The organism is Croceivirga radicis (assembly GCF_002072105.2).
Taxonomy (GTDB): Bacteria; Bacteroidota; Bacteroidia; order Flavobacteriales; family Flavobacteriaceae; genus Croceivirga; species Croceivirga radicis.
Genome location: NZ_MTBC01000009.1, coordinates 1 through 24800 on the forward strand (window position 1 = coordinate 1; position 24800 = coordinate 24800).

The 24800-nt window shown below is 36.5% G+C and carries 28 protein-coding genes, 1 tRNA gene and 1 pseudogene; 9 read left to right on the forward strand and 21 right to left on the reverse strand.

The annotated features are described in order from the left end of the window. Nucleotides 1-219: 219 nt before the first annotated feature. The 4 genes from BUL40_RS12585 (at nucleotide 220) to BUL40_RS12600 (ending at nucleotide 3611) form a co-directional block, all read left to right on the forward strand. Nucleotides 220-933 (forward strand): hypothetical protein, encoded by a 714-nt coding sequence (locus BUL40_RS12585; RefSeq protein WP_080319534.1) that lies wholly within the window; start codon nucleotides 220-222, stop codon nucleotides 931-933. A gap of 239 nt (nucleotides 934-1172) precedes the next feature. Further along, nucleotides 1173-1928: an SDR family NAD(P)-dependent oxidoreductase gene (locus BUL40_RS12590; RefSeq protein ID WP_080319535.1), complete on the forward strand. Its 756-nt coding sequence runs from the start codon at nucleotides 1173-1175 to the stop codon at nucleotides 1926-1928. Nucleotides 1929-1950: 22 nt separating this feature from the next. Next, nucleotides 1951-2868, forward strand: coding sequence for a helix-turn-helix domain-containing protein (locus tag BUL40_RS12595; protein WP_080319536.1), 918 nt, complete (start codon nucleotides 1951-1953; stop codon nucleotides 2866-2868). A 173-nt stretch (nucleotides 2869-3041) separates the two neighbouring features. After that, nucleotides 3042-3611 (forward strand): hypothetical protein, encoded by a 570-nt coding sequence (locus tag BUL40_RS12600; protein WP_141239670.1) that lies wholly within the window; start codon nucleotides 3042-3044, stop codon nucleotides 3609-3611. 223 nt (nucleotides 3612-3834) lie between these two features. Here BUL40_RS12600 and BUL40_RS15855 read toward each other — a convergent pair. Beyond that, nucleotides 3835-3996, reverse strand: a pseudogene (locus BUL40_RS15855) (IS110 family transposase); the annotation flags it as partial. A gap of 197 nt (nucleotides 3997-4193) precedes the next feature. Between BUL40_RS15855 and BUL40_RS12610 the strand changes: the two are divergent. Continuing rightward, complete coding sequence (locus tag BUL40_RS12610) at nucleotides 4194-6749, forward strand: DUF1963 domain-containing protein (RefSeq protein ID WP_080319538.1); 2556 nt, start codon at nucleotides 4194-4196, stop codon at nucleotides 6747-6749. Here the strand turns inward: BUL40_RS12610 and BUL40_RS12615 are convergent. The 13 genes from BUL40_RS12615 to BUL40_RS12675 form a co-directional block, all read right to left on the reverse strand. Beyond that, nucleotides 6746-7645, reverse strand: a complete 900-nt coding sequence (locus BUL40_RS12615) for an NAD(P)/FAD-dependent oxidoreductase (RefSeq protein WP_080319539.1) — start codon at nucleotides 7643-7645, stop codon at nucleotides 6746-6748. The genes BUL40_RS12610 and BUL40_RS12615 overlap by 4 nt on opposite strands. 12 nt (nucleotides 7646-7657) lie before the next feature. Beyond that, nucleotides 7658-8569, reverse strand: a complete 912-nt coding sequence (locus tag BUL40_RS12620; protein WP_080319540.1) for a bifunctional metallophosphatase/5'-nucleotidase — start codon at nucleotides 8567-8569, stop codon at nucleotides 7658-7660. Next, a complete protein-coding gene (locus BUL40_RS12625) occupies nucleotides 8566-9315 on the reverse strand; it encodes a 5'-nucleotidase C-terminal domain-containing protein (protein WP_080319541.1) in 750 nt (249 codons plus the stop codon). Before BUL40_RS12625 ends, BUL40_RS12620 begins: the two co-directional genes overlap by 4 nt. 115 nt (nucleotides 9316-9430) lie before the next feature. Beyond that, nucleotides 9431-9907: a DUF4625 domain-containing protein gene (locus BUL40_RS12630; RefSeq protein ID WP_080319542.1), complete on the reverse strand. Its 477-nt coding sequence runs from the start codon at nucleotides 9905-9907 to the stop codon at nucleotides 9431-9433. Between the two features lie 54 nt (nucleotides 9908-9961). Beyond that, a complete protein-coding gene (locus tag BUL40_RS12635) occupies nucleotides 9962-10738 on the reverse strand; it encodes a DUF4625 domain-containing protein (RefSeq protein WP_080319543.1) in 777 nt (258 codons plus the stop codon). Between the two features lie 35 nt (nucleotides 10739-10773). After that, a complete protein-coding gene (locus tag BUL40_RS12640; protein WP_080319544.1) occupies nucleotides 10774-13131 on the reverse strand; it encodes a TonB-dependent receptor in 2358 nt (785 codons plus the stop codon). Between the two features lie 125 nt (nucleotides 13132-13256). Beyond that, nucleotides 13257-13565: a hypothetical protein gene (locus BUL40_RS12645; RefSeq protein WP_080319545.1), complete on the reverse strand. Its 309-nt coding sequence runs from the start codon at nucleotides 13563-13565 to the stop codon at nucleotides 13257-13259. Nucleotides 13566-13614: 49 nt separating this feature from the next. Next, nucleotides 13615-15027, reverse strand: coding sequence for an alkaline phosphatase (locus BUL40_RS12650; protein WP_080319546.1), 1413 nt, complete (start codon nucleotides 15025-15027; stop codon nucleotides 13615-13617). Nucleotides 15028-15060: 33 nt separating this feature from the next. After that, nucleotides 15061-15498, reverse strand: coding sequence for a hypothetical protein (locus tag BUL40_RS12655; RefSeq protein WP_010517812.1), 438 nt, complete (start codon nucleotides 15496-15498; stop codon nucleotides 15061-15063). Next, nucleotides 15488-16696 (reverse strand): ABC transporter permease, encoded by a 1209-nt coding sequence (locus BUL40_RS12660; RefSeq protein ID WP_080319547.1) that lies wholly within the window; start codon nucleotides 16694-16696, stop codon nucleotides 15488-15490. The genes BUL40_RS12655 and BUL40_RS12660 overlap by 11 nt, the downstream gene beginning before the upstream one ends. After that, nucleotides 16693-17322: an ABC transporter ATP-binding protein gene (locus tag BUL40_RS12665; protein WP_080319548.1), complete on the reverse strand. Its 630-nt coding sequence runs from the start codon at nucleotides 17320-17322 to the stop codon at nucleotides 16693-16695. The genes BUL40_RS12660 and BUL40_RS12665 overlap by 4 nt, the downstream gene beginning before the upstream one ends. Nucleotides 17323-17393: 71 nt before the next feature. After that, entirely contained in the window at nucleotides 17394-18056 is a 663-nt protein-coding gene (gene folE / locus BUL40_RS12670) for a GTP cyclohydrolase I FolE (protein ID WP_080319549.1), read from the reverse strand. Further along, entirely contained in the window at nucleotides 18049-18447 is a 399-nt protein-coding gene (locus BUL40_RS12675) for a MerC domain-containing protein (RefSeq protein ID WP_080319550.1), read from the reverse strand. The genes folE and BUL40_RS12675 overlap by 8 nt, the downstream gene beginning before the upstream one ends. Before the next feature lie 76 nt (nucleotides 18448-18523). Between BUL40_RS12675 and BUL40_RS12680 the strand changes: the two genes are divergently transcribed. After that, complete coding sequence (locus BUL40_RS12680; RefSeq protein WP_080319551.1) at nucleotides 18524-18904, forward strand: Fur family transcriptional regulator; 381 nt, start codon at nucleotides 18524-18526, stop codon at nucleotides 18902-18904. Here the strand turns inward: BUL40_RS12680 and BUL40_RS12685 are convergent. The 4 genes from BUL40_RS12685 to BUL40_RS12695 all read right to left on the reverse strand — a co-directional run bounded on the left by BUL40_RS12685 (nucleotide 18901) and on the right by BUL40_RS12695 (nucleotide 21000). Then, on the reverse strand, nucleotides 18901-19971 hold the full coding sequence (locus BUL40_RS12685; protein ID WP_080319552.1) for a M14 family metallopeptidase: 1071 nt from the start codon (nucleotides 19969-19971) through the stop codon (nucleotides 18901-18903). The two genes, BUL40_RS12680 and BUL40_RS12685, sit on opposite strands and share 4 nt — an antisense overlap. 67 nt (nucleotides 19972-20038) lie before the next feature. Then, complete coding sequence (locus BUL40_RS15665) at nucleotides 20039-20203, reverse strand: Lacal_2735 family protein (RefSeq protein ID WP_141239671.1); 165 nt, start codon at nucleotides 20201-20203, stop codon at nucleotides 20039-20041. Between the two features lie 11 nt (nucleotides 20204-20214). Beyond that, nucleotides 20215-20436, reverse strand: coding sequence for a hypothetical protein (locus BUL40_RS12690; protein WP_080319553.1), 222 nt, complete (start codon nucleotides 20434-20436; stop codon nucleotides 20215-20217). Nucleotides 20437-20652: 216 nt separating this feature from the next. Further along, the gene (locus BUL40_RS12695; RefSeq protein WP_080319554.1) at nucleotides 20653-21000 is read right to left on the reverse strand and encodes a DoxX family protein; all 348 of its coding nucleotides are present in this window, start codon (nucleotides 20998-21000) and stop codon (nucleotides 20653-20655) included. Nucleotides 21001-21041: 41 nt separating this feature from the next. Here BUL40_RS12695 and BUL40_RS12700 point away from each other — a divergent pair, with 41 nt between their 5' ends. Continuing rightward, the gene (locus tag BUL40_RS12700) at nucleotides 21042-21407 is read left to right on the forward strand and encodes a DoxX family protein (protein WP_080319555.1); all 366 of its coding nucleotides are present in this window, start codon (nucleotides 21042-21044) and stop codon (nucleotides 21405-21407) included. 7 nt (nucleotides 21408-21414) lie between these two features. Next, complete coding sequence (locus tag BUL40_RS12705) at nucleotides 21415-21885, forward strand: DUF4199 domain-containing protein (RefSeq protein ID WP_080319556.1); 471 nt, start codon at nucleotides 21415-21417, stop codon at nucleotides 21883-21885. 369 nt (nucleotides 21886-22254) lie between these two features. Here BUL40_RS12705 and BUL40_RS12710 read toward each other — a convergent pair. After that, a tRNA-Arg gene (locus BUL40_RS12710) sits at nucleotides 22255-22328 on the reverse strand. A gap of 61 nt (nucleotides 22329-22389) precedes the next feature. Between BUL40_RS12710 and BUL40_RS12715 the strand changes: the two genes are divergently transcribed. Continuing rightward, the gene (locus BUL40_RS12715) at nucleotides 22390-22902 is read left to right on the forward strand and encodes an adenine phosphoribosyltransferase (RefSeq protein ID WP_010517792.1); all 513 of its coding nucleotides are present in this window, start codon (nucleotides 22390-22392) and stop codon (nucleotides 22900-22902) included. Here the strand turns inward: BUL40_RS12715 and BUL40_RS15860 are convergent. Together BUL40_RS15860 and BUL40_RS12725 are read right to left on the reverse strand one after the other, a co-directional pair. Next, a complete protein-coding gene (locus tag BUL40_RS15860; protein WP_080319557.1) occupies nucleotides 22899-23039 on the reverse strand; it encodes an SsrA-binding protein in 141 nt (46 codons plus the stop codon). The two genes, BUL40_RS12715 and BUL40_RS15860, sit on opposite strands and share 4 nt — an antisense overlap. Before the next feature lie 185 nt (nucleotides 23040-23224). After that, a complete protein-coding gene (locus tag BUL40_RS12725) occupies nucleotides 23225-24556 on the reverse strand; it encodes a cell envelope integrity protein TolA (protein WP_010517789.1) in 1332 nt (443 codons plus the stop codon). Nucleotides 24557-24800: the final 244 nt, after the last annotated feature.

Sequence of the window (24800 nt, forward strand, 5' to 3'; positions counted from 1 at the left end):
TTAAATAAAAAATACGGAACTGATTGGCTGAACGAATTGAAAGCAAAACCATTCGGAATAAAATAAAAACGTTTTACAACAACGGCTATAGTTCATTACGTCTGAATTTCCTCTCGGAAATTCAATCTTATTAATTATATTTCGGTTATGGCGGAAAATGACTCGCGTCCTTTTCCCGCAAAAAATCATACACAAATACGTTAGCCACAATAAACACAATTGAAATTTACAGCCTATAAATATAAAATTATCAGGTACAAAGCTTCAATTACAAAGCTGTTGTTTTGGGCTGGCCTTTTATTTTTTTCTATTGGATTTTTTTTGTTTTTTTTAAATTATAAAATGCCTCTCGTTGATGATATTAGCAACATAGTTTTATCATTCATATTATTAGGAAGTATTCCATTTATAAGCTCCCACATTTACCAATATTTTGATTATGAAAGAATCGTTTTTAAAAAAGACGGCCATTTAGAAATTAATGAAGAGGCAATTGTTATCAACCATTCTTTAAATATACTATATCATGAAATTAAGGACATAAAATTTGGAATAGTCGCCTATTATGGTCAAAGAATTAATATGTTTTATAAAAATCCAGTAGAACAAAAAAGTCTGGGAATTAAAAACTATATTTCAATTGCCACGGATTCCGATATCTATAAATACAATTTTAAACTTGAAAGTGAGGTTCAATTTAAAGAGTTGGAACAAACAATCTTTGAATTAGTTCAAAGCGAAAAGTTGGACCATATTGATTCTAAAAGAAGGATAAAATTAGTTCCTGCCCGATTTAAGAAGACTGGTGAATACAAAAAATTCGTTATTAAACAAATTGTTGAAAAAAGGATAGGCTGCACCGAAGGGCTATTATTGCACGGTTATAACACGGATGATGAAGCTTTTGAATTAAGAAAAAAATACTGTGGCTAACAAAGAACTGAGTTAAAAAACAATTGCTATTGCAGGCTTATCCTGAAAATTCCGCAGGAATTTTCAACTTGTCGTGTACTTGTAAAGTTAAGTGCTAACCCACGCAACATACCATATAAAAAGATACTGGCACCCATTTAAACTCATATCATAAATTTGGAAAAGATAAAAGTAGATTTGGAAAAATAATATTGACTGTATAGACTCAACTTTGTATTTTAATTTAAAAACAATAAAAAATGAGTCAGAAAACAGCAATTATTTCAGGAGGAAGTCGCGGATTAGGTCGTGATATTGCAATTAATCTAGCAAAAGATGGTGTAAATATTGTTTTTTCTTACTATCAGAACAAAAGCAAAGCCAAAGAAGTTATCTCAGAAATAGAATCGGTTGGACAAAAAGCAGTTGCTTTTGCTTTTGATGCTAATAAAACCAAAAGCGGACAAGAATTCATCAATAAAGCGACCAACTATTTGTTGAAAGAAAACGGAGATACAAACTTTGATTTCTTGATAAACAATGCGGGAACAGGTGCTTATAATTTAGTTTCTGATACAACGGAAGAGCAATTTGATGAGATGATGAATGTACACTTAAAAAGCGTATATTTTTTAACACAGGCAGCTTTACCTTATCTTAATAACGGTGGAAGAATTATTAATATTTCTAGTGGTTTAACACGCTTTAGTTTACCCGGTATGTCTGCATACGCAATGATGAAAGGAGGTATAGAAGTCTTTACTCGCTATTTAGCTAAAGAACTAGGACAGCGTAAAATTACCGCTAATGTAATTGCACCTGGAGCCATTGCAACCGATTTTGCTGGTGGAAGCAATAAAGAAGAACAAAAGGCTGCTTTAATTTCTAGCATTACTGCTCTAGGCCGAGTAGGAGAAGCTGAAGATGTTGGTGGAACAGTGGCATTCCTGTGTTCTGATAAAGCAGGTTGGATTAATGGACAACGTATTGAAGTGTCAGGAGGTATGTTGGTGTAAATTCTTTTCTTTGATTTTAATAATGAAAGTCTTAAAACATTTCAAAAAGGTAAGCGATTATCATAAATTAGCTAATATTGATGCACCTGAACATCCATTAATTAGTTTGGTAGATTATAGTCAAGTGCAATACCCATCAAATATTGAAGAATTAAAATGGAGACAGGATTATTACACAATTGGCTTAAAGCGTAATGTATCCCATAAATTCTTTTATGGTCAACAGGAATATGATTTTGATGAGGGTGTCATGACATTCGTTGCACCAAACCAAATCATCAATCTAGGAAATAATCCTAATATTAAAGCTCACAAGCCTTCGGGTTGGTTGCTATTGGTGCATCCGGACTTTTTATGGAATACTTCTTTGGCTAAAGAAATAAAGCAACATGATTTTTTTGGATATAATGTAAATGAAGCGCTTTTCCTTTCCAAAAAAGAAGAGCAACTGATATTAAATCTCTTGAAGAATATCCGGCAAGAATACCAAACGAATATCGATAAGCACAGTCAGAAAATTGTGATTGCTCAATTAGAGCTACTTCTCAATTATGCAGAGCGATTTTATGCGCGACAGTTTATAACTCGTAAGATTTCAAGTCATCAAATTTTAGGTCAGCTGGAAAACGTATTGACAGAGTATTTTAAAGAGGGTAGTTTAGTAGAAAGAGGGCTGCCTACAGTGCAGCAGGTTGCGGAAAGCTTAAGTTTATCTTCAAATTATTTGAGTAGTATCCTCAAATCGTTAACTGGACAAAGTACACAACAACATATTCAAAATAAATTGATTGAAAAAGCCAAAGAGGAGTTATCAACAACATTTCTCTCAATAAGTGAAATTGCTTACAATTTAGGTTTTGAACACCCAGCATCGTTCACGAAACTTTTCAAAAACAAAACGCAAATGTCACCAGTAGAATTTAGAAAGACCTATAATTAAAAAATAAACCGGTGCCAACCAGATGTTTAATTTATTGGGGTTATAATTTCCTGCAATCAATTAAATTAGCTTACTAGCGGACATTTTCCGTTGGAAAAGCCCGCAACTAATCATCCACGAAGCGTTAGCAATAATGAATGGTAATAATTTCTCAGAATAAGACAAAAAGTGAAATGAAAAAGAAGAAAATGAAAATTAAAAATATAATAACATTGATGCTCTTGGCTCAGTTAATTATTGGTTGTTGTAATACGAATACATATGAAGTTACGATTTCAGGTTTAGAATCGAGAGTATTGATTTTTGACGGAAATAATCCCGTAGAGATAGATGAGCAAGCCCCCATTAATAAAGAAGATTTAGTTATTGAATTACTGATTACCGAATTCGAAAGTATCGCTTCAAGTGAACAAATTAAAACTGATGTAAAAGTGTTAAAAGCGGCCGTTGTGCCATGCGGTGATGACGAATTTATTTACTCGAATAAAATTGAGAGTGTTAAAGTTGAACTACTCAATTTAAATAATAGCGAAAGAATTGATATAACAAATCAGTTGGTTGTTCTCGGCACTGCTGAGCCCATTTCAGAATATATCCCATCGAACAGTCCAGGTACAAGGGATTATTTAATGAAATTGTCTGATACAAGCAATATACCAAATCAAATAGACTATCTGATTGAAGCAACTCTGAATGACGGTTCAAAGATTAGTTCAACTGGAGGAACAATCAATTTCAACTAATGCAGAATAAGAAGTTAGTGAACCCCTTCACATATTGAGGAATTAAAATAAAAATTACTAACAAAGAACTGAGATAAAAACCAACTTTTTTCTACTTTAAATTTGAGACATCTATATTTTGGCCAAATTCCTGCATTTTTTGGATTTTAGCTATTACGATTAGGAGTTCTTATCCTTATCCGTTTATCCTGACTGGCATGTAATTTTCATCCTAGGGCAGGTCTTATTTGACTATTGCGAACGCTTGTTTCAAAAGCTTGTTGCATACCGCTATCAAAGCAAGTTTTTTGCTTTTTCCCTTAGCTACTATACGTTCATAGATTGCTTTGCACTGTTTGTTGTACTTACAAGCTGAAAAAGCGCATAAGAACAAAAGGTTCCGTAGTATTTAGCTACCACCTTAATTAAGAGGCTGCTTGTTGGTGTTTCGTCATAAAATAAAATAAAAGAACTATATGTAAAAAACCGACTTAAGTCGGTTTTTTTTATTTGCCGGAAATCAGGGTAAGACGGTAAGCATTTAATCTCCATTTTTGTTTTACTCTTTATTTACAGATATTAAATAGATAAATCGTTTTTCTAATGTCAAATACAGCAACTACCAACTTGTTTACCTTTTCTTATCCTGATTTTTTTGAGGTTGATGCCCAGAATAGAATAGGGTTTTGGGCCAGTGCCAAAAATGTATCTTTCGACAACCAGTGGCCTAGTTTGCAAGTAGCGGTTTTAAAGCGGGAAGATTTAGAATCGGATACCTATTCAGGTAGTACATGGCAAGAAAAATTTGAAGATTCTTGTTTATCCCTGTATTATAAATCGCAAAAATTAGATGCAGAAGAAATGGTTTTCAAAGGTTACCAAACCTACGTTGTTAGGGCGCATACCGATGCAGCTTTTCAGCATACACATTTTAAGATTATTTATTTCTTTGCCTGCCTGTTGTTAGACGATGAATTTTATCTGGAATTTAGGGGCATTCATGAAAAAGTTGAGGACAATACCTTGGCCAATTGGATAGAAGAAGCTTTTAGTTCTCTTGTAATTATTGGTGATGTAAAGGACAGGGCAGTTGCTTGGCAACAACATGTGCTGGACCAAGAAAAAGAGGAGCTAGAATTTAACCAAAGTTATGAAACGGTAGAACCCGAAAAGAAAGTCTTTACGCCTCAGATGCCAGCAAATGGATTGGAATACTTAAAAATTGGCGATTTTACCTTCGAATTTATTCTAGACGAGTGTAAGGCCAGTATTCCGGATTTTTCAAAAATGCTTGTGGTGGATTTAGCGGCAAAAACAAAAGACCATAAAGAAGCCATCAAAAAACAATTGTTAGACGATTATCCTGGCGATGGTAAAATAACTCTGCAAATTCCTGCTAAAGGCATCTATGAAAATGGGGTGCCCACAGGTAGAATGGTAGTTGAAGAGGGTAAGACCAATGCACCACTTTTTTTGCATACCAGATTTAAGGGTTTTGATTATCGTTTGGATTTTAATGGTACGGTTGAATTTAAAGAAGGCTGGTTATTGGTGGCTGGCGAAATGACCAAAAGTTATCACAACAAGGTTTTTCCTATACATCTAGCTAAGAAAATTTGTATTGAAAACTTAGATTGGAGCAACTACCAATTTACTTCTTTAGAAGAGTTGCAATTGGTAAAACCAGAAACTGTGCGGCATATAGCTATAGAAAACCCTGAATTTCTATCCTTGCCAAAGCAGTTTTTTACCTTTAAGAATCTTGAAAGTTTAAGTATTTCACAACGGTCGCAATACTATGAAAAGCAGAAATTACCCCTAAGCGAAATCCCGGAAGAAATTGGAACGTTTAAGGCATTAAAGCGGTTTCATCTTAACGGTGCTTCAGTAAAAGAAATACCAACACAAATGGGGAATTTGAAAAACCTAGAACACTTGAGTATTAACAACTGCTTGCTGACCAACCTGCCAGATGGTGTTTTTAATTTGCCTAAGCTTAACTATTTGTTCGTGGCCAAAAACCAAATACAGGCCATACCAACCCACATACAATTGCCAACGCTTACGCATATTGGCTTGGAACACAATTTGCTAAAGACCTTACCAGAAAGTTTGGCCCATCAACCTAAATTAAAAGATATAAAACTAGATGGTAACCCATTAGAAATGTTGCCGGAAGCCTTTAATGCAATAGAAAATATTGAATTAAACATAGCAGATAAAAAACGTTTGCTAAATTTTGAATATCTAGGAGCAGATGGTAGTGGTTTGGCACCTTGGAACGATTTAGCCTATTGGTCTGTATACGACTTGGATTTAATAGCAGAGGTGTATAGCGTAATAGAAAAGAATAAACTAAATACCTATAAAACCCCCTTGGCGCATTTGGTTAAAAAAGCAATTGGATTTACCCATACCCAGAAAGAGGATTACAAGGAAATTGGTAACCATAGGTTTGGCGGTATGCCAGATTTACCCATACGTATTCCGTATCCTAGGTTTGGACAAAATTGGAGAGCGGAGAAGCCAGATTATGTCTATGAATTTATAGGGCAAGTAAATTGTGAGGCAATTGCGCACCTACAAGACTATTTGCCTAGAACAGGCAGCTTGTTCTTTTTTCTAGAAACCATGCACAATATTTATGGGGGAGATAAGCATCCTGGCAAGGTAATTTACGTGGCAAATAATAAAGAATTAGCCTCAGGAAACCGATTTCAATTTGAGGAAGATGATTATTTTGAAATGGTAGGAACCGCGTACCAAGGTTTTAAGGTGGATGCGAAAATAATGAACAGTGCACCTAGTTTGTATGCCAGTTATGTAAATACCCATCTGTTTGAAGGCCCTTCTGAAAGTTTAAAGGATGATGAAGATTTGCTAGACGATTTGTATGATACTTTTGAAAAACCATTAAATGAGCTAAATACGTATAACTATGCTATGAACAACCATGGCTTTACCCAGCACGAAGCGCCAGAATTACAGGCTTCTTTAGCCCTAAAAGGAAATCCGGAAGACTGGGTAATTTTACTTACCGTAACCTCTTCTGGAGACATGCAATGGGGAGACGCCGGTGATATTTTTTACGTTATCCATAAAAGTGATTTGGCCAAGCAAGACTTTAGCAAGGTGTTCGTAACGCTGGAGAGTAGTTAAAAAACTTCATTGGCCAATTCCATATTTACCATGGCACCTACTATATTTCCCGTAGCACTAGCATAGGCCACGGAACGCATTCTACTGGTTAAATCTCCACAGGCATAAATACCTTTTATATTGGTCTGTTGAAATGGATTTACTTGTAATCTACCAGTTTCGTCCAATTGGCAACCCATTTCCATCGGAAAATTGGAGTGTAGTTTAAAAGGAACTTGTGCATACAGGGCGGTAAAGTGTTCTATGGAACCATCTTCAAATAGTATGGTTTTTAAATGACCATTCTCATGGATAAGTTCTACTATGGCTTGTGTGCGTATACCCACATTGTTCTTGATTAGTTTGGTTCTTTGTTGCTCTGTAATGTCTGGTTTGCCCTGTGTAAGAAGCGTAAGGTTTTTGGTAAGGTTATGTACCAGGGGCAGCAAGTGCATAGCTTGATCACCATTGGCTAAAATGCCGGTTTTTTCGTTTTTAAATTCATATCCATGGCAATAGGGGCAATGTATGGCAGTAATTCCCCAGCAAGCCTCAAAACCCTTGATTTTCGGTAAAACATCTTTAATGCCCATAGCCAAGACCAATTTTTTACTCGTGAACTTTTGCAATGATTTTGTTAGAATTTCAAAACCATTGGGCAGCTTTTTACCGTTTACTACCACATCTTCTATAAACTGAACATTCTTGTAGTTTAAAACTTGCTCTTTTGCCTTGGCCGCTATCTTGCTGGGTGTTTCGCCATCTTGTGTTATAAAATTGTGGGAGTGTGGCGTTTGCTTGTTACAAGGGTTACCTGAATCTATGATCAAAACGTGCCTTAAAGACCTACCCAAAGCCATTGCCGCGGATAAACCGGCGTAACTACCACCTACAATAATAACCTCGTAGCTTTTCAATTTAATAACACCTTAAATGAGAATGGAAGTTCCATTAGCTTCATTATTGTTCATTTCATCAAAATAAAAATCAACCCTACCCAAATTAACGCCATAAGCACCTACCTGGTTTACCAAGACATTTTTATTGTCCAGATTTTTAACCAGCGTTGGTTTGGGTAAAAAAGTATGGGTGTGCCCACCAATAATCAAATCAATATCTTTTGTGGCCTTTGCCAAGTTTAAATCTGATATTTTGTTAGCATTGTCTTTATAATGATAACCCAAATGGGACAAACAGATAATTAAATCACATTTCTCCGTCTGCTTCAATTTTTGGGTCATTTCTTGGGTCATTTCAATAGGGTCTAGGTATTTGGTTTCCTTGTACATTTTTTTACCCACCAAGCCTTCTAATTCTATACCTAACCCAAAAATCCCAATTTTAATATCGTTCTTGATTAAGGTTTTGTAGGGTTTAACATGTGTATCTAAAACGGTGTTGGAGAAGTCATAATTGGCAGATACAAAATCAAATTTGGCATGGGGCAACTGCTTGTATAGGCCATCTATTGAATTATCAAAGTCATGATTTCCTATGGTTGCTACATCATATTTTAACATGCTCATTAACCGGAATTCTAGCTCGCCACCAAAATAATTGAAATAAGGCGTACCCTGAAAAATATCACCGGCATCCAGTAAAAGGGTATAAGGGTTTTCTTTTCTAACCTGTTCAATTAGGGTGGCTCTTTTGGCGACCCCGCCTTGGTTGGCGTACCTAAAATGGGTAGCCTCAAAGGGTTCTATATGGCTGTGGGTGTCATTGGTATGTAAAATGGTAATTTGCCTTTGACTCTTTTTCTTAAAAGCGGGTAGGGTTAAACCAGAAGCGGTAAGTACCGCAGCACCGCCTAATTGTTTTGTAAAATTTCTTCTTTTCATTGTTTGCTAATTACCCGGTTGTCTAAACTAACTTTTAAGGTGTCTGTTTTTTTAAAGTAGTCAATTATGGCATCTCGCACTTTATAATCTAGTGGTGTAAGGGTTACCGGATTTTTAAAGAAATCCATATGGTCTCCTCCATTTTGTAAATAATCAGAGGTTAGCACATTATAGGTTTTAGTACGCTCTAGTGGTTTACCATGGATCATAAGGGTATAATCCTTACCATCTAATATTAGGTTGATTTCTTTTGATAGGGGATGGGCACGATTATTTTCAATAAAAAAGGATACCAATTCCGCTACTTTATCTCCCGTAAGGGTAGCCACCACCAATTCATTTTCAAAAGGCATTAATTGAAATGCATGTTGCATGGTTACCGCTCCTTTTGGAATGGGTGCGCGAATACCACCGTTGTTGAACATGGCAAAATCTATGGTGTTGTTGGTCTTTTCTTGATACAGTGGGTTGGCAATATCTAAACACATATCTGCCATTAAATTACCTAAGGTACTTTGTAGTTTACCATCTTCTCGGGTTAGGTTTATAGGAGTGTAACTTAAAACCTGTTCCATTTTAGTAGTTAATTGTTTTTTATATGGCGCTACAAAATCTGTAATGGTAGTGGTGCTGGCCACTGTGCTGTCTACAACGGTGGTCTTTGCGGTTATTTTGGTGAGTTGGGTTGGTGCTTTTTTACAACTTACTAAAACAAAAAGAACTAAAAATGTATAAATCAATTTCATTGAAAGTGTCTTAAAAAGAAATGCTTTACAAGGTTATAAAAATATTAGACTAACAAGTCTTTATTGGCATAGAATTATTTAAAAGATAACCTGACTCCTTACATTGAACTCATAATTATTCAATAATCTTAAGGTCTATAGATGTTCTGCTTTGCCAGCCCGTTTGGTCAGTTACGGAATAGCCACAATGGTAATCCCCTACATCTATATCTTCCGGTATGGTTACTTCAATACTAAAAGTATGTTCTTTTGGACCTTCTTCAATGGTGTAATTTTCTACAATGAGCATTGGGTTAACGGGACTTTTAATCGGCGATAAATCGCAGGTTGCCCCTTGGTCGTCATGGGTGTGGTGGTCAAAATTATGGTGTAGGTTTATGCTGTAGGCAGCAAGTGCATCATTGTCTGTAACCTTAGCACTAAAGGTATAGGTTTCTCCTCGTTTTAAAGATTCGCAGGCTTGCGGAAAACCACCAGTAAAATTTACACTTATGGTTGGTTTCTCTTCATCTATTGTTGTGCTGTCATCTGATGAACACGCCGTGGTAGCTAACAAGGCTAGCGTACCTAGTATAGATAGTATTCTTTTCATTTCAAATTATATTTAAAAGCCCAACACCAAAGGAGGTATTGGGCTTATTTGCGTTTATACAGTTACATCAATATGTGTGTCAATAACAGAAGTATTACCGTTTTCATCTTCAATAGTAATTAACATGTGGTATTCCCCAGCTGGTGCCGTAGCAGGTACATCTATATGTTTGTGGAACTCAGCAGAAGTTTCGCCATGCAAACCTTCTTCGTATTCCTGTTCAAAATCCCACTCTTGTTCACCTTCTGCAACTTCTAAACCGTGAGCATGTATATCTACGGTTACGTTATGGATACCATTAACCGCATCTATCATAAATTCTACATGAAAATCGCTGCCACGGGCTACCGTTTCATCAATAGACATTTCAGAAGTAGTAATAGGCTCCATAATATCTATATGGCCTTCAATTTCGGTGCTGTTTCCGTTGGCATCTGTTACCGTAAGAGAAATGTGGTACTCCCCAGCAGGTGCAGTCATAGGAATATCTACGTGCTCATGAAATTCTGGATTTTTCGCTATGTATTCTGCACCGTCAAAAACTTGCTCAAAATCCCATTCTACTTCCCCTTCTTTCAATTCTAAATCGTGCCCGTGAATGTCTAGGGTAATGCTAGCTACAGTAGCTTCTGCGGTAATCTCTGCTTCTAAATGGATATCAGAACCTTTGTAAGCCACAGGTTCATCGCTATGGGTGCTTCCTTCTCCAAATTCAAAATTGGCAATTACGGGTGCTGCTTCGTTAAGGTTGTCTTCATCATCTTCGCTACAAGAATGTAGGGTAATAATAGCTGCAAATAAAAGGGCTAGGTGTTTAAAATTAGGTTTCATAAAAAAGTAATTAAGTATTTATAATTGATTAAAGTTTAAAATTGTTGTGTTAGTGAAACAGCAATATTTCGGCCTGCTTCTGGCACATCTATAAGTCTGTAAAAACTGGTATGGTCATAGTATTCTGTGTTAAAAAGGTTATTAAGTTTTAGGCGTATTTGTATGGGTTTACTTTTGCTAAAGAGCGGTGCTTTCCCCATTAAGGACATATGAATAACTTGGTAGCCGTCTGTGATTTCTTCTGGTGGTACAATTTCTTTTTGCGCTGCTGCTATACGTACATCGGTAGTAAAATTGATATCTGTAAAAATTCCTAGTTGTTCTTTGCCGTAGGTAAAGCTGAACATACCAATTAAGGGAGGTGAAAAAGGGATGGTAAACCCTTCTTTTGGACCACTGGTCTGTTCTGCATAAACATATTCTGCAGAGGCGGAAACATTAAAATTTTTAAACCACTGATAGCCTATGCTAGCTTCGCCTCCTATTCTAAAAACTTCTGCTTGTGTATACTCGTAAATTTGTAAGGTTTCGTAATAATTAGGGGTAGGGTTTAGATAGATGTAATTATCAAAATAGTTTGCAAAAGGGCTTAGGCCAAAGCTGAATTTTTGCTTTGCATAACTCACTTCTGCATCTATTTGGTACGAAGATTCTGGGTCCAAACTAAGGTTGCCCCGTTCATAGCGGTACATGTGGTAATTAACTCCATCAGAAGAAAGTTCGTGGGCTAAAGGCATTCTAAAACTATTACCAATATTTAATTTGTAAGTAGTATGCTCTTTTAAATAACTAGCGCCAATACCGCCACTAAAACTGCTAAAATTTAATCTAGAATTGGTAGCGCGCTGTAAAAAGATAGTAGAGGTAGAACCGTCTGCATTTTGCCGTGGTGTTTGGAACCAATCTGTATGTGTTTTGGTTGTAATTAATCCATAGTCATACCGGATACCTGCTTGCAAATGTAGATTGGGTGTTGCTTCAAAATGGTCAAATAGGTAACCGCCAATACTGTAACGGTCATAAGCGGGAATTAAAAATCCCCATCCGCCAATATTATTGTTTTGTAACTCTGTATTTAACCCTGCAGAAAATGTGTGTTTGTTATTAATAACTATAACATCTTTAGCATTTAAGGTATAGGTGTTTTTGGTGAAAATACGCTCTTTACTATCTGGTGGCGTAGGCATAAAACCGTGGGGTACAGGCTCTGACTGTTCTTCTCTTTGATTATTTTGGTAACCAAAATCTATTTTTAAGGTGTGGTTATCAAGTTGAAGGGTAGTGTTGTTGGTAATTTTGATGTGATTTACTTTATGAAAAGGGAGGTCTACATCTCTATTGGAGGTATCATAATCAATAGAAGAATTACGCACTTCCAATCCATGGGCATTAGCAAAGAATCCGTTTTTGGCGTTAACATTGCTAACAAAGGTTTCTGTTCTAAATGTTTCACCTACATATCCAAAACTAAAACTACTGTTAGCCTCTTCGCCTGCAGTATTTCTTAGGTTATTGTCTTGCAGTTCAAAAATGTAATTCTCGTAATTAATCTGCTCTGTTGGTACCTTAAAATCGGCATAATCCCTATAGGTTATGCGACCACGATAGTACCACTGGTCCTTTCTACCTTGGATACCTGTAGAAAAAGCTAGTAAGTCATTATTGGTTTCCCCCAGGATAGTTACTTCCCCAGAAAAGGAATTGGGCATGGGTAGTTTAGGGGGTTGTATATCTACCACACCAGCAATAGCGTCTGAGCCAAATAACAAAGAGGCTGGTCCTTTAATAATTCGGATTTCATCAATGCCATACTGGTCAATTTCTAAACCATGATCGCTGCCCCACTGTTGCGCTTCGTGCTTTATGCCATTTTGTACCACACTAACACGGTTAAAACCGAGTCCTCTTATGGTAGGTTTGGATTGCCCGGAACCAATGGTCATGGTACTAACTCCTGGAATTTTTTTTAGGGTTTGCATTAAGCTATTTTCCCGATTGGCATGTAAATATTCTTCATCTACTGCTATGCTTACCGTAGCCGATTCTTGAGCAAGCCGCTGTTGGGATTTACCTTTTAAAGTAACACCATCTAACTCGGTGCTAATGGGCTTTAATTTTAGAATAATGGGCGTTTTGGTATCAGATGTGATTGTATATTCCTTGTCTGCATAACCAATATGGCTAGCAACAAAGGAATCATACTTAGTTTTTAGTAAAAAGGTGCCATTTTGGTCTGTGGTAGCAAAACCATCTTTGGCAATAAGGTTTACACCAAATAAAGGCTCTAAGGTATGGGCATCTATAACCGTACCTTGTATGGAAGGCTTGTTTTGAGCACTGAGTATAGAGGTAATTGCCATACCCAGCCCAAATATGAGCTGTCTAATAGACATGTTATTCTAAAATAAAAGTTTGGTTTTCCTAGGGGGCTAGGAAATAAATAGGTTTTTAGATGCCAACAAAAACACAGGGTGTTTACGCTAAAAAGGGACACCAAAAATGTTAGCTTAAATAAGGGTTAGGCCAAGAGGTGTGGTGGCGGCCTAGAAAATTGAAAGTAAGAAAATAAGGTGTTGCTTAAACTTTGGGGAGCAGAGGTTACCTTTAATTGAAGATAATTTATGGTTGGTACATCTAACTGCCATTCAGACCCATTTTCTGGTAGTACAGGAGTGTGGGTGTCTAAGAATACCACCTCGCAAATGGCACAATCATCTGTAGCGTCTGCCTCATCCGTATGGGTAAAAACGTGTAGACCTGCCATTTTCACGGTAAGGAAAAGGGCTAGAAATACATAAGAAAGGTTATGTTTGATTTCTTTGGTCATAGTTGCTTAATGCGACTGATTTGCGAATTTAGGATTTTGTTTGCTTTTATTAAAAGTTATTTTGCACTTCTGTTGTATTAAGCATCAGGTAGTGTAAATCGGTATTTTTAATAAACGGTGTAAGTAGTTCACTACCTGGGCCATACATGGCTAACTCTACGTAGTCTGCAGAATGCTGCATGCTTATCCATCCCACGGAATTATGCTCCTTTTGCAACTCGGCTAAAGGTCTAAAGGGTAATTTTTTAGGGTTATACCAGCCCGCATCAGTATTTAAATTCTTGTAGTAGGATAGTAGTAGTTTTGCCGCTTCATCATCAATTGCAATACCATTGGCATAGGCTATACGTTCCTTTACCGTGTTTATAGAAGATTCTTTACCAAGACCGTTTAATATCCAAGAATTGGTGAATTTGTAATGCTGAATAGAATCAAAATTGGTGTTGGCGTTGCTACCGTATATTACCCCGGGATTGGCATTGCCATGGTCTGTAGTTATAATAACGAGTGTTTCACTATCTTTTTCTGCAAATTCCATAGCTGCATTTATAGCCTCATCAAATGCTATTTGGTCATACAATAGTCCGGTAATGTCATTGGCATGTGCCGCCCAGTCTACTTTGCCAGCTTCTACTTGTAGTACAAATCCGTTTTCAGTATCCTTTAAATTGTCAATTGCTTTTTTGGTCATTTCTGCCAGGGTGGGTACACTATTGGCTAATTCTTTGGTGTTTTCTTGGTCCTTGGCGTAGGGTAATCCACTGTCATAAAAAACGCCTAGTAAGGGTTTTTGACTGCTAGCATTTTGCATAGCCTTTTTGTCTTTAACAACGCTATAACCTTTGGCAGCAAATGCGTGGTACAGGTCTTTGCCATCTTTACGCTTGTCAGCAGCAAAGTGTTCGTTACCCGCTCCCATAAGTACATCAAAATCTTGTTCTAGATATTTTTCTGCAATGGTGTCTTGGTCATTTCTAGACTTAATGTTAATACAAAAACCAGCTGGTGTAGCATGCGTAATAGGTACCGTGGTTACACAGCCCGCTTTTTTACCTGCAGATTTAAACTTTTGCCAAATGGGTAGATTGGCTTCGCCATTAGCATCAATATTGATTCTACCGTTAGGTACCCGTACACCACCACCCCAAGCAGAACTAGCAGCTGCGGAATCCGTTACAACGGAACTGGCAGAAGCCGTATCCATTAAAGCCCGGGTTACTTTGTTTTCTCGATAAAGATTCATCCAATGGCTACCTACGCCAGTTTTTCTAGTAAGGTGTAAATCGGCCATATTTAAGGTACCCGTACTCATACCATCGCTAACTAGCAGAATAATATTCTTAGCTTTTTTATTTTTAAAGCTAGCGGCGGTTTCTGCAGCTTCTAATGAGTTAAAAGGCGCTAATAACGATGTTCCTAATGCTCCTAAAGAGGTGTTACGGAAAAATTTTCTTCTGTTCATTTTTGGTGATTGATGCTTTTTTAAACGTGCTATTTATTTCATTTTTAGTCCAGTACTTTCTGTTAGGATGTAGTTAAAATGTTCTACATCGTCTTTATTTAGCTTTAGTTTACCCGTAATAACCACAATGTCATCAGTTTTAAAGTTGGGTTTGTTTTTAAACTGAATTTCCATGGCAGTTTCTGGTCCGCTGGCACCACAGAAAAAGCAAGACGCCATTGGATTTTTAGATAAGATAAACAAGTTTCCGCTAGGGTCTATATCTAAAAAATAACCTACAATAGATACTTCTTTGCCCTGTAGTTCTTCTATACTTTTACTAAAGTCTGGGTATAAGAAATTAGAACCATAATCGGGGTAATATTTTTCGGTATAGGTAATATCCGCTAAGTCTTTCCACGTTAGTTCTACCTGTGCAAAAGTGTATGTGGAGGCCAACAGTAAAAGAAGGGACATCAATTTATTTTTCATCACTTAAAATTTTAGAGATATTCATTTTAAACAGTGGCACTATTGCCATTGCAATACCTATCAAAATTACAGCCAATATTAGTATTACGGTGTATAAAAAAGATTGCAGCGGTAAGGTGGGCATAATGTCTTGCTGTAAGCTAGATTTTAAGATAGTAAAGACGAAATGAAGACCAAGTTGACTTAAAGCAAAGCCAATTAATAGCGATAAAACCACTATGCATATACCCTCCAAAGCAATAATGGTACTTATTTTAAGATTACTAGCACCGTAGGTGCGCATTAAAGCAAGGTCAAACGCGCGCTCTTTCACCATTTTATACAAGCTAATAAAGATGGTAATACAAGAAATGATTAAAATGATATAAGCAATCCAAGAAATGGCTTGTATACCAATTCCTGTAAATTTAAACAGTCGGTCCAACTCAAACTTAGGTAATGCCGCCTGCATGTTTGTTTTTTCGTTAATCATTCTAGGTGTGGTAAGCAAGCCTACCGGACTTCGGAAAGAAAGCAACAGGGAAGTAACCTCTTTAGTTTCGTGTTGGTGTGCTTCTTCATGCTCATGTTCTTCATGTTCGTCATGGTCATGCACATCCCAAATACTTTCTAGGGTAGTGATGATTAATCGGTCTAAAACTTTATAACTTTTCTTATAAATACCAACCACTTTAAATTCGGCATCATGTGCTGCTATAGCTTCATCTGTAAGCCCATGCGCACTTTTAAAGGTATCACCCAGTTGCAATCCCAGTTTTTGTGCCACCTCACTGCCAATCACAGCCTCCATAGAATTTATAGGGCTAGTACCAGTTGCTATTTCAGCAGCGTAAAAGGAATCAAACGCTGGGGTGGTCCCTACAATACGGTAGCCTTTATAGTTATCGCCATAAGAAATAGGAGCAGCGTTTTTAATTAAAGGATTGCGCGTTAGTTTTATAGCCTCAGGATACGAAATGTTGCCGGTGGGATTGTCTACATGTAAAACAGAAGACAACACCAATTGTAGGGGACTGCCCTTTGCGCCGACCACCAAATCTACATTACCCAAGCTGTTTTTAAACTGATTTTGTACCGAGGCATCTAATTGTAGTACACCTAAGAGTAATGCAATGCTTATAGATAGCGAAAAAACGCTAAGAAATGTGTAAAGCGGTTTATTTTTTAGGTTGCTAAGTACTATTTTCCAGGTATTCATAGCGATAGTACGTTTTTGAAGTTCGCCTTAATACGCTGGTCGTGTGTAATCACGATGAGGTTCGCCTTATTTGCAGTTGCTTGTTCTTGTAATAACTGCATTACTTTAGTACAATTGGTATCGTCTAAGCTAGAGGTGGGTTCGTCCGCTAATATTAATTTAGGTTGATGTACCACTGCCAGCGCGATACCCAAGCGTTGTAATTGACCAATACTTAATTCGTTTGTTTTTTTGTTCTGGCAATCTGCAATCCCTAATACGTTTAATAATTCTACAAGAGCATTTTTATTACTTGTTTTTTTTGTAAAGTATAAGCGTGCTTTTAGATTTTCTAATACGGTTAATGACCTTAACGCATGATTGTTCTGAAAAACCATACCTATTTGCTTACCTCTGAACGCATCTAGCGCTTTGGCGGATAGGGTAGTGATATTGGTGTGGTTTATGGTAATGTTACCCGTAGCCGGATTTAGCAAACCTGCCAAAAGATGTAAAAGGGTTGTTTTGCCTACACCAGATTTCCCCAAAATAAGAAGACTTTCTGCCTCATCTAAATTTAGATTAGGAAAAGCCAAAACGGAAGAACTGCTAGGATATTGATATGTGAGGCTATTACTACTTATCATACAATTGTGCTAAAAAAGAAGCTTAAAGATAGTATGTAGCATACATCTGATGGATAGTTTTAGATTTAATTTTAAAGTGCTACATGTTGTAATATTCCTAGAAATTCTTCTCTTTTTCTATCATTTTTAAAACAACCACCATATTCTAATGTGGTGGTAAAACTATCTTTATCTTTTATACCCCTGGAAGACACACAGAGATGTTTGGTGGTAATCATGACAATTACATCTTCCGTATCCAATATGTTTTGCAGGTCTTTTAAGAGCTGCATGGATAAACGTTCTTGTACTTGGGGTCTATGGGCATAATAATCTACCAATCTGTTAATTTTAGAAAGACCTATGACTTTTTCTTTTGGTACATAGCCAATGTGAGCGTGCCCAGTAATGGGTAAAAAGTGATGCTCACAAGAAGAATCTATGGTAATATTTTGTTCTACCAGTAATTTGTTATAACCGTATTTGTTCTCGAAAACGGAGAGTTTTGGCTTGTTTGACGGATTTAGACCATAAAATAATTCTTTTACATACATTTTCGCAAAACGGTAAGGTGTGCCAGACAGACTGTCGTCTGTAAGGTCTAATCCTAGTTCTTCCATTATTTTGCCAAAATGGTGCTGTATAGCTGTAATCTTTTGATCATCGGTTTTGTCAAAAGCGCCTGCAACCATTGGGGTATCTACACTGAATCCAATATGATTGTCTCCTATAATCTCTATTTTCTCTTTATCCATTTTTGGTACAGCACGTATCGGTTTTACATTGGCAGTATTTTCTATTGTATAGATGTAGTATTACCAAACTTATGGCTACAACATAGGTTGCTATTTCGGGTAGTGGAAAACCCTCAAACTTTTCATTCAACAATAAAAAAGTTAAAGCAAACCAGCTCAACCATAAGGCAGGTTTTATTCTTGGTGCAGCGGTTGTTTTTGTTGCCTGAAAAACTGCCAGAAAAGAGATAATTAAAAAGAAAATATCTAACTGCTTCCACCAGTTAGGAACAACACCGGACTCAATGCCGATGGGCAGTAAAAATAAAAATGGGGTAGCTATACAATGCACCAAGCATAATGCACTAGCTAAAGCGCCCAAAGTATCTGGTTTTTTTAAGGTAATATTCATTCCTCTTTATTGCAATTGAATTGCAAAAGTACTCAAAGTGATTGTAATTGCAACTGTTTTGCATTAAATTTGTGATATGGGAGTAGTAAGAACCACAAAAACGGTACGGTTGGTAACGCAATTTTTTGATACCTATGAGCATGCAATTGGGGTGTTAGATTTGGTAGAGAAGTTTAAGGAAGAAATGAACCGTTCCACCATTTATAGAATTCTAGACCGTTTGGAAGATGAGGGCAAAGTACATTCTTTTTTAGGTGCAAATGGATTAAAGCACTATGCCAAATGCAAAGATTGCAACCATAAAGAGCATGTAGATGTACATCCACACTTTCAATGTACTAATTGTGGAATGGTAGAATGTGTTGCTTACGAAATAAAAATACCGGCACTACCAGATAAGAGCGTGGAGCAGGCACAATTACTCTTAACAGGTATTTGTGCAAATTGCAAGGATTAATTAGCATCTGCCAGTATACCAATACACATTAGGGTTTCTCCTTTTAACACAGGTGGTGTACCAATTTTGTACAGAATTATTCCTGTTGCCGTGGCATTTATTTTAGTAAGGGTATGCCCAAATTCGTTGGTAATATAGCCCACTTCTTGTCCTTTGGTAACCCTGTCTCCTGCAATAAAAGAACTGTAAAATATCCCGTTCTGGGGTACTTTTATGTAAGATTGATTGTTGTAATGCCGTAAGGTGTTCAAGGTTAATTCTGGTTCATTAACAGCTAACATTTCCATCGTCTTTAGAACATTGTAAATACCTTTCTTATTAAGTTTTACAGCCTCTTCTTGAACGGTACCCAATTTACCTGCTTCAAAACTTACACCAACTTTGCCATCTTGTACGGCTTGTTTAAAAGCGTACTTAGCGGGTTCGGTTTCTTGTAAAGTATAGGGATAAGAAACCACATTGGTAAAACCACTTTGTTCAGCTAAATTCCTTGCCATAGCCGTTGCCTCAGCATGGTTTTGGTTATTATAAAAACAAGCAAAAGGTATTAAATCTTCACTAGCGTCACCGCCATGTATATCTAAAAAGACATCGCTAACGGGAATAATGTTATTTGTAATGTAAAAAGCAATTTGTTGGGTAACCGTACCCTTTTCTTTACCAGGAAATGCATTATTTAGGTTAACACCATCCTTGGGATTAATAAAAGGTGACCTTCCGTAAAAGCTCCCCATATTACTGATCGGTAAAACAATTAGGTTACCTGATAATTTCTTAGGGTTTATTTCTTTTAAAAATTCTTGAACAGCAATAATTGGAGGGTATTCATAGCCGTGAACGCCAGCTAGTATAGTCAAGGTTCTACCTGGCTTTTCTCCCTTAATTAACACCAGGGGCAGGGTAGCGGTGTTACCCTTTAAATCTCTAAATTCTATTAGTTGGTTCTTTCTAACTCCTGGTCCTAAATTATTCCAAACAGTGGAAAAATTATACTGTTGGGCATTAGCCAAGCAAACTAATAAAATGAAAGTGGGTAGCAACCAAATCCTTAATCTATTACGAATCATAAATTCAAAATTTATGATTGCAAAGCTAAAAACAGCTACAACATATTAACATACAATACTCCAAAATTTATGAAAGCTTTTCTATTTGTTTCATAACCTCATTGGCTTCATACGCTTTTTCATCGCTTAGTTTTCTGTTAGATGTAGAAAGGGTATGTGCCTCTTTCATTAATTTGGCATATTGTTGCTGTAATTTTTCTTTCTCAGATTTTTTCTTAAATAAACCGAACATATCTTCTTTGTTTAGACCAGGGGATTCCCTTTTAATCGTTTTTCTATTTTTCGTTTTTTAACGGTAATACGTTTCATTGCATCCATTAGCTTGCTATCTTTTGTTTTCTTGTAAATTTCATTAATAGCTAAAACCAATTGTTTGGCCTCTCTGGAAGCTTCTACACGATCACTAGTAGACATGTGACTCATTGGTCTTTTCTCAAACTCTTCTGCTTTAAGTAATAAATCCATATCTTATTGTTTAATTAAAAATCTAAATAAATAAACAAAAAAATAAGAAAGCAAATTGTCTTTGTTTAATTAATATTATTTTGTGATTTGAACCAGTATGGAATAATACTTTAATTAATAACTACTTTTTTAAGTAAAATACGGTAGTCTAGAAGAAAATTAATTCTTAATTAACACATAGTATATTTTTAAATGTTTAAGTTTATAATGAAAATATTAAACAAAAATAAATAGTAGAACAAATGTGAACAAGTTAAGCAGTGCAAAGAGTAAAGAGGGTAGGGATAAAAGCAAGGAATCTTTAATCGCGATTCGCATTATAAATCCGGAAAACAGTAATACGGCCAAACATAAGGCACTTAATAAAGCTAAATGGTTGTAGTAAAGGCCAATTAAAAGGCCAAAAGCACCTACTAATTGGAAAAAGCCTGTGCTAATTCTGTAGGAAGCCAAGTTATAACGTTCAAATTCTATCTTGATAAAAGGTGAAAAAAAACAGGATAGCCCAAAAAACAAAAAACTCAACGAGTTAAAAAGTAAAAGTCCCTTAAGAAATAATTGCATTAAGTAATTGCTAACATATTACAAATCAACAAAGTTAAAGTATGGATTATATATTAATTACGATTAAGGTGTTTATTTTTATAAGCATTGTTAATGTTTGGGTGTTTCGTTTTCACAAACCAACCCAATGGCGTGGCGGCAACGCCGACTCTATGAAAGATGAATTTGCCAATTATGGTTTAAGTGAACCTATTATGTATTTGATAGGAGGTTTAAAACTTACTGCGGCAGGTCTGTTATTGGCCTCTATTTGGGTTTCTGGCTTAACATTTTATGGAGCTCTCCCCATGGCATTACTTATGGCAGGTGCAATTTTTATGCACTTTAAAGTGAACGACCCAATAAAGAAATCCTTACCTGCATTCATCTTTCTAGTACTATCAATTTTATTACTAATCTTAAATTAAAGAAATCATGAAAAATTTTACACTGCCTATCCGCTTTGGATTGGCCACTAGTGGATCCCTAATAGCTTATTTTTTGGTATTGGCCTTATTTGATTGGCATACCAATATTTTTTACAGTCTTTTTAATGGAATAATAACGGGCTTTGGTATTTATGAGGCAATCAAATATAGAAAGTTAGAAGAGGGTAAGGCATTTAATTATCGTAAAGGGTTTGAAACAGGTATTATAACCGGTTTTATGGCTACCCTAATTTTTACTTTGTTTTTTACCGTTTATACTACAGAGGTAAATCCGGCTTTTCTTGCCCAACTTTCTGCACAATGGTTTAGTAATTTAGAGTTTAAGGGAATTGTTTATTTTACCGTAGCTATCATGGGCTTTGCTACCTCTTTAGTGTTAACGCTTTCCTTTATGCAGCTTTTTAAGGTGCCTAATACGCTTAAAAGAAAAAAGCCATTGCACGTAGTAACGGAATAAAAGTTTACTTTAAAAGTAGTTACGCAAAGCAAGCAGTAATGCTTGCTTTTTAATAATAGCGCTTAAGGCTGTATGGCAATAGGGATGCTATGCCTTTCTGAATAAGACATGCTATATGTCTATATGTTAAGTTGAATTGGAATAAAACTAGAAAAGAAAAAAGCAAGCTAAATTTTTTAGTTTGCTTTTCATTTAACTTGTGACCCCGGCAGAATTACCTTAGGTGTTCCTTTGAGTCCTCCCATGAACATGGAAAATTCATTTGCAAGGCAATGGCATTTTCATTTCTTCCAAACGTTTAAAGTGTAGCTTCATGTTTTTCAAAAATGAAAAAAGTCCATCATAAAAATGATGGACTTCTGCTTTAAGTGACCGCGGCAGGATTCAAACCTGCAACCTTCTGAGCCGTAATCAGATGCGCTATTCAGTTGCGCCACGCGGCCTTATTTAAGGGGTGCAAATATATTTCTTTTTACCTTTACTGCAAAAATAGAGCGCAAAAAAATGGATTTTAAATCATTTATTCGTGATGTGGCCGATTTTCCAAAGGAAGGAATTGTCTTTAAAGATATAACTCCACTTTTAAAGAACCCAGATGCCTTGAACAACGCCTGTGATACATTAGCAGGTTTTTTAGAAGGCAAGCAAGTTGATAAGGTAATAGGAGTAGACAGTCGCGGATTTATTTTTGCCCCAATGTTGGCCTCTAAATTAGGCGCTGGCTTTGTGCCTGTACGTAAAAAAGGAAAACTGCCTTACGCTACGGAAGCCGCCAGTTATGATTTGGAATACGGTACGGATACCTTGGAAATTCACGTAGATGCCATTGAGAAAGGCGAAAAAGTACTAATCCATGACGATGTATTGGCTACCGGTGGTACCGCTGCAGCAGTTTGTGAGTTGGTGAAACGATTGGGGGGTGAAATTGTACAATGTAATTTTTTAATACACCTATCTTTTCTGCAAGGTGAATCAAAATTAAATCATGTACCGGTGAAATCATTAATTAAATACTAATCTAGCGCACGGCAAGTAACGTAATAACGCCAACCAATAATTGCCAATTGAAATTTAGAAGCCTTAGTTAAATCTAATTGTTTTTTGGAGTAGGAGGGGAGGAGTTGTTTATTGAGCTTGGCTAAAAATTTATACACGGTATTCTTTTTTTGTTGGTATCTATTCCTAATTTAAACAGGACCAAAGTACAACAATTGAAAGACACGGTTATAAAAGTCTAGTGATTGTAAGTTCGGATTGGTATCTGCTAGCATTCTCGCTTACTTTCCAATTAAAAAAGCCCGGTTTTTCCGGGCTTTTATTTGCATAGTATGGGTGGTGTTTAGTCCTGTTTTTGCATCATGGTCTTGGCTAAATCTGCTCCAATGAGCGACTCCAATAAATTACCATTACTGCTCTTGCCTTGGTTACCTTCAATATAAATCTCTGGTAAGTTTAGACTTTTTAATTGTCCAGCTACTCCAACAGCGGTCTTATATTCCCATTCAGCTTTTTCTTGTGGGGTAAGACCTGCGCTAACGAGCTTGGCGTTCTGATACGATTCTGCATCGGCAGCAACTTTCTTGCTCTGTGCCTTAAATTTTTCCACTTCAAATTGTTTTTTCTCTTTGATTAGGTTAAACTCGGCTACTTTAGCTTCAGTTTCTGCGGCAATGGTCTTTTGTATTTGCTCTTTTTCCAATCTAGCACGTTCTGCCGCTTTTTCTGCTTCGCCACGCGCTTTCTCTTTTTGGGCCCTATAAAACTCCCGCTCCGCTTGTTGCTTTTCTAATTGGGTTTGGGCAACCTCTTCTTTTTGTAGCTGCAAACGCTTATCAAAAGTTTGCTCCCAGTCTATTTCGGTAACCACCGCCTGTACAACTGTTAGGCCATAAGCTTTTAAAGAGTTGCCTTTTTCCCTAACAGGTAAACCGTCTTTGTATTTAATACGAAAGCGTTTTTGTTTACTTTCTTTATTCACAACGGTACGTACAGTGCTAGAATCGCCAATAATTTCCCTGTTTTGGTTTGTAGTATACTCTTCTAGAACATACATGCCATTTTCTAGCTGGTCTTTAAAATAGCGGTCAAAGTCAGACGCTTGCCCAGAAATATAGTCTTGTGCATCCATTAATTTACAGGTGTTTTTAATACTCTGGTCAATGTTTGGTATTATTCTAGAGCGTATTAGATTACGTTCTGTTTTGTTTCTATCGGCTACGGATAAGAACTGTGTTTCGTCTTCTGTATTTATGCTAATAACAACAGATGTTGCTATTCTAGCTTTAACGGCATCGCTAAACGCCCAATACTTGGCTTTATCTACATTGGCATATTCACTTTGCTCACCTAAATCTCCTTCTCCGTTAGGTATTACATATTTTATAGGTAGCTCAAACTGTATGGGTATAAGTCTACCCCACATTTTGCTGTTAATACCTTGCCTAAATACCGCTTTTTGGCCACCCCAAGGGTATTGCACCGCATATGCGGTACCAGGCTCGGCATAGAAAAACGCTCCTGTAACAATACTAAGTACAAGCCCTACTAAAACAATTTGAAGGCTTTTTCTGGTAGTAAACCAATTAAGGGTGGTTAGGTTTTTAAATAAGGTTTTGGCAATTAAAGTTCCTAGACCAAAGACAATAACGAGTATTCCTAAGAATGTAAGCATAGGTTAAAAATTTAAAGAGTTAGAAAATAATTAAAGTGATTTCTGGTTAGGAAATCGGTTGGTTACAATTGTGAGCGGTTACATGGCTGCGCTTACTAAAGTAAGTACAAGGGTCACAATTAATTTTACAATGGTTATCATGTTGATTGTTTTTTGATGGTTATAAACTCCTGTTTTGTTGATTGAGTTTTCAATATAAAATGAGTTATATCATGTTTGCAAATAAATTGAAGTTAAAAAATAC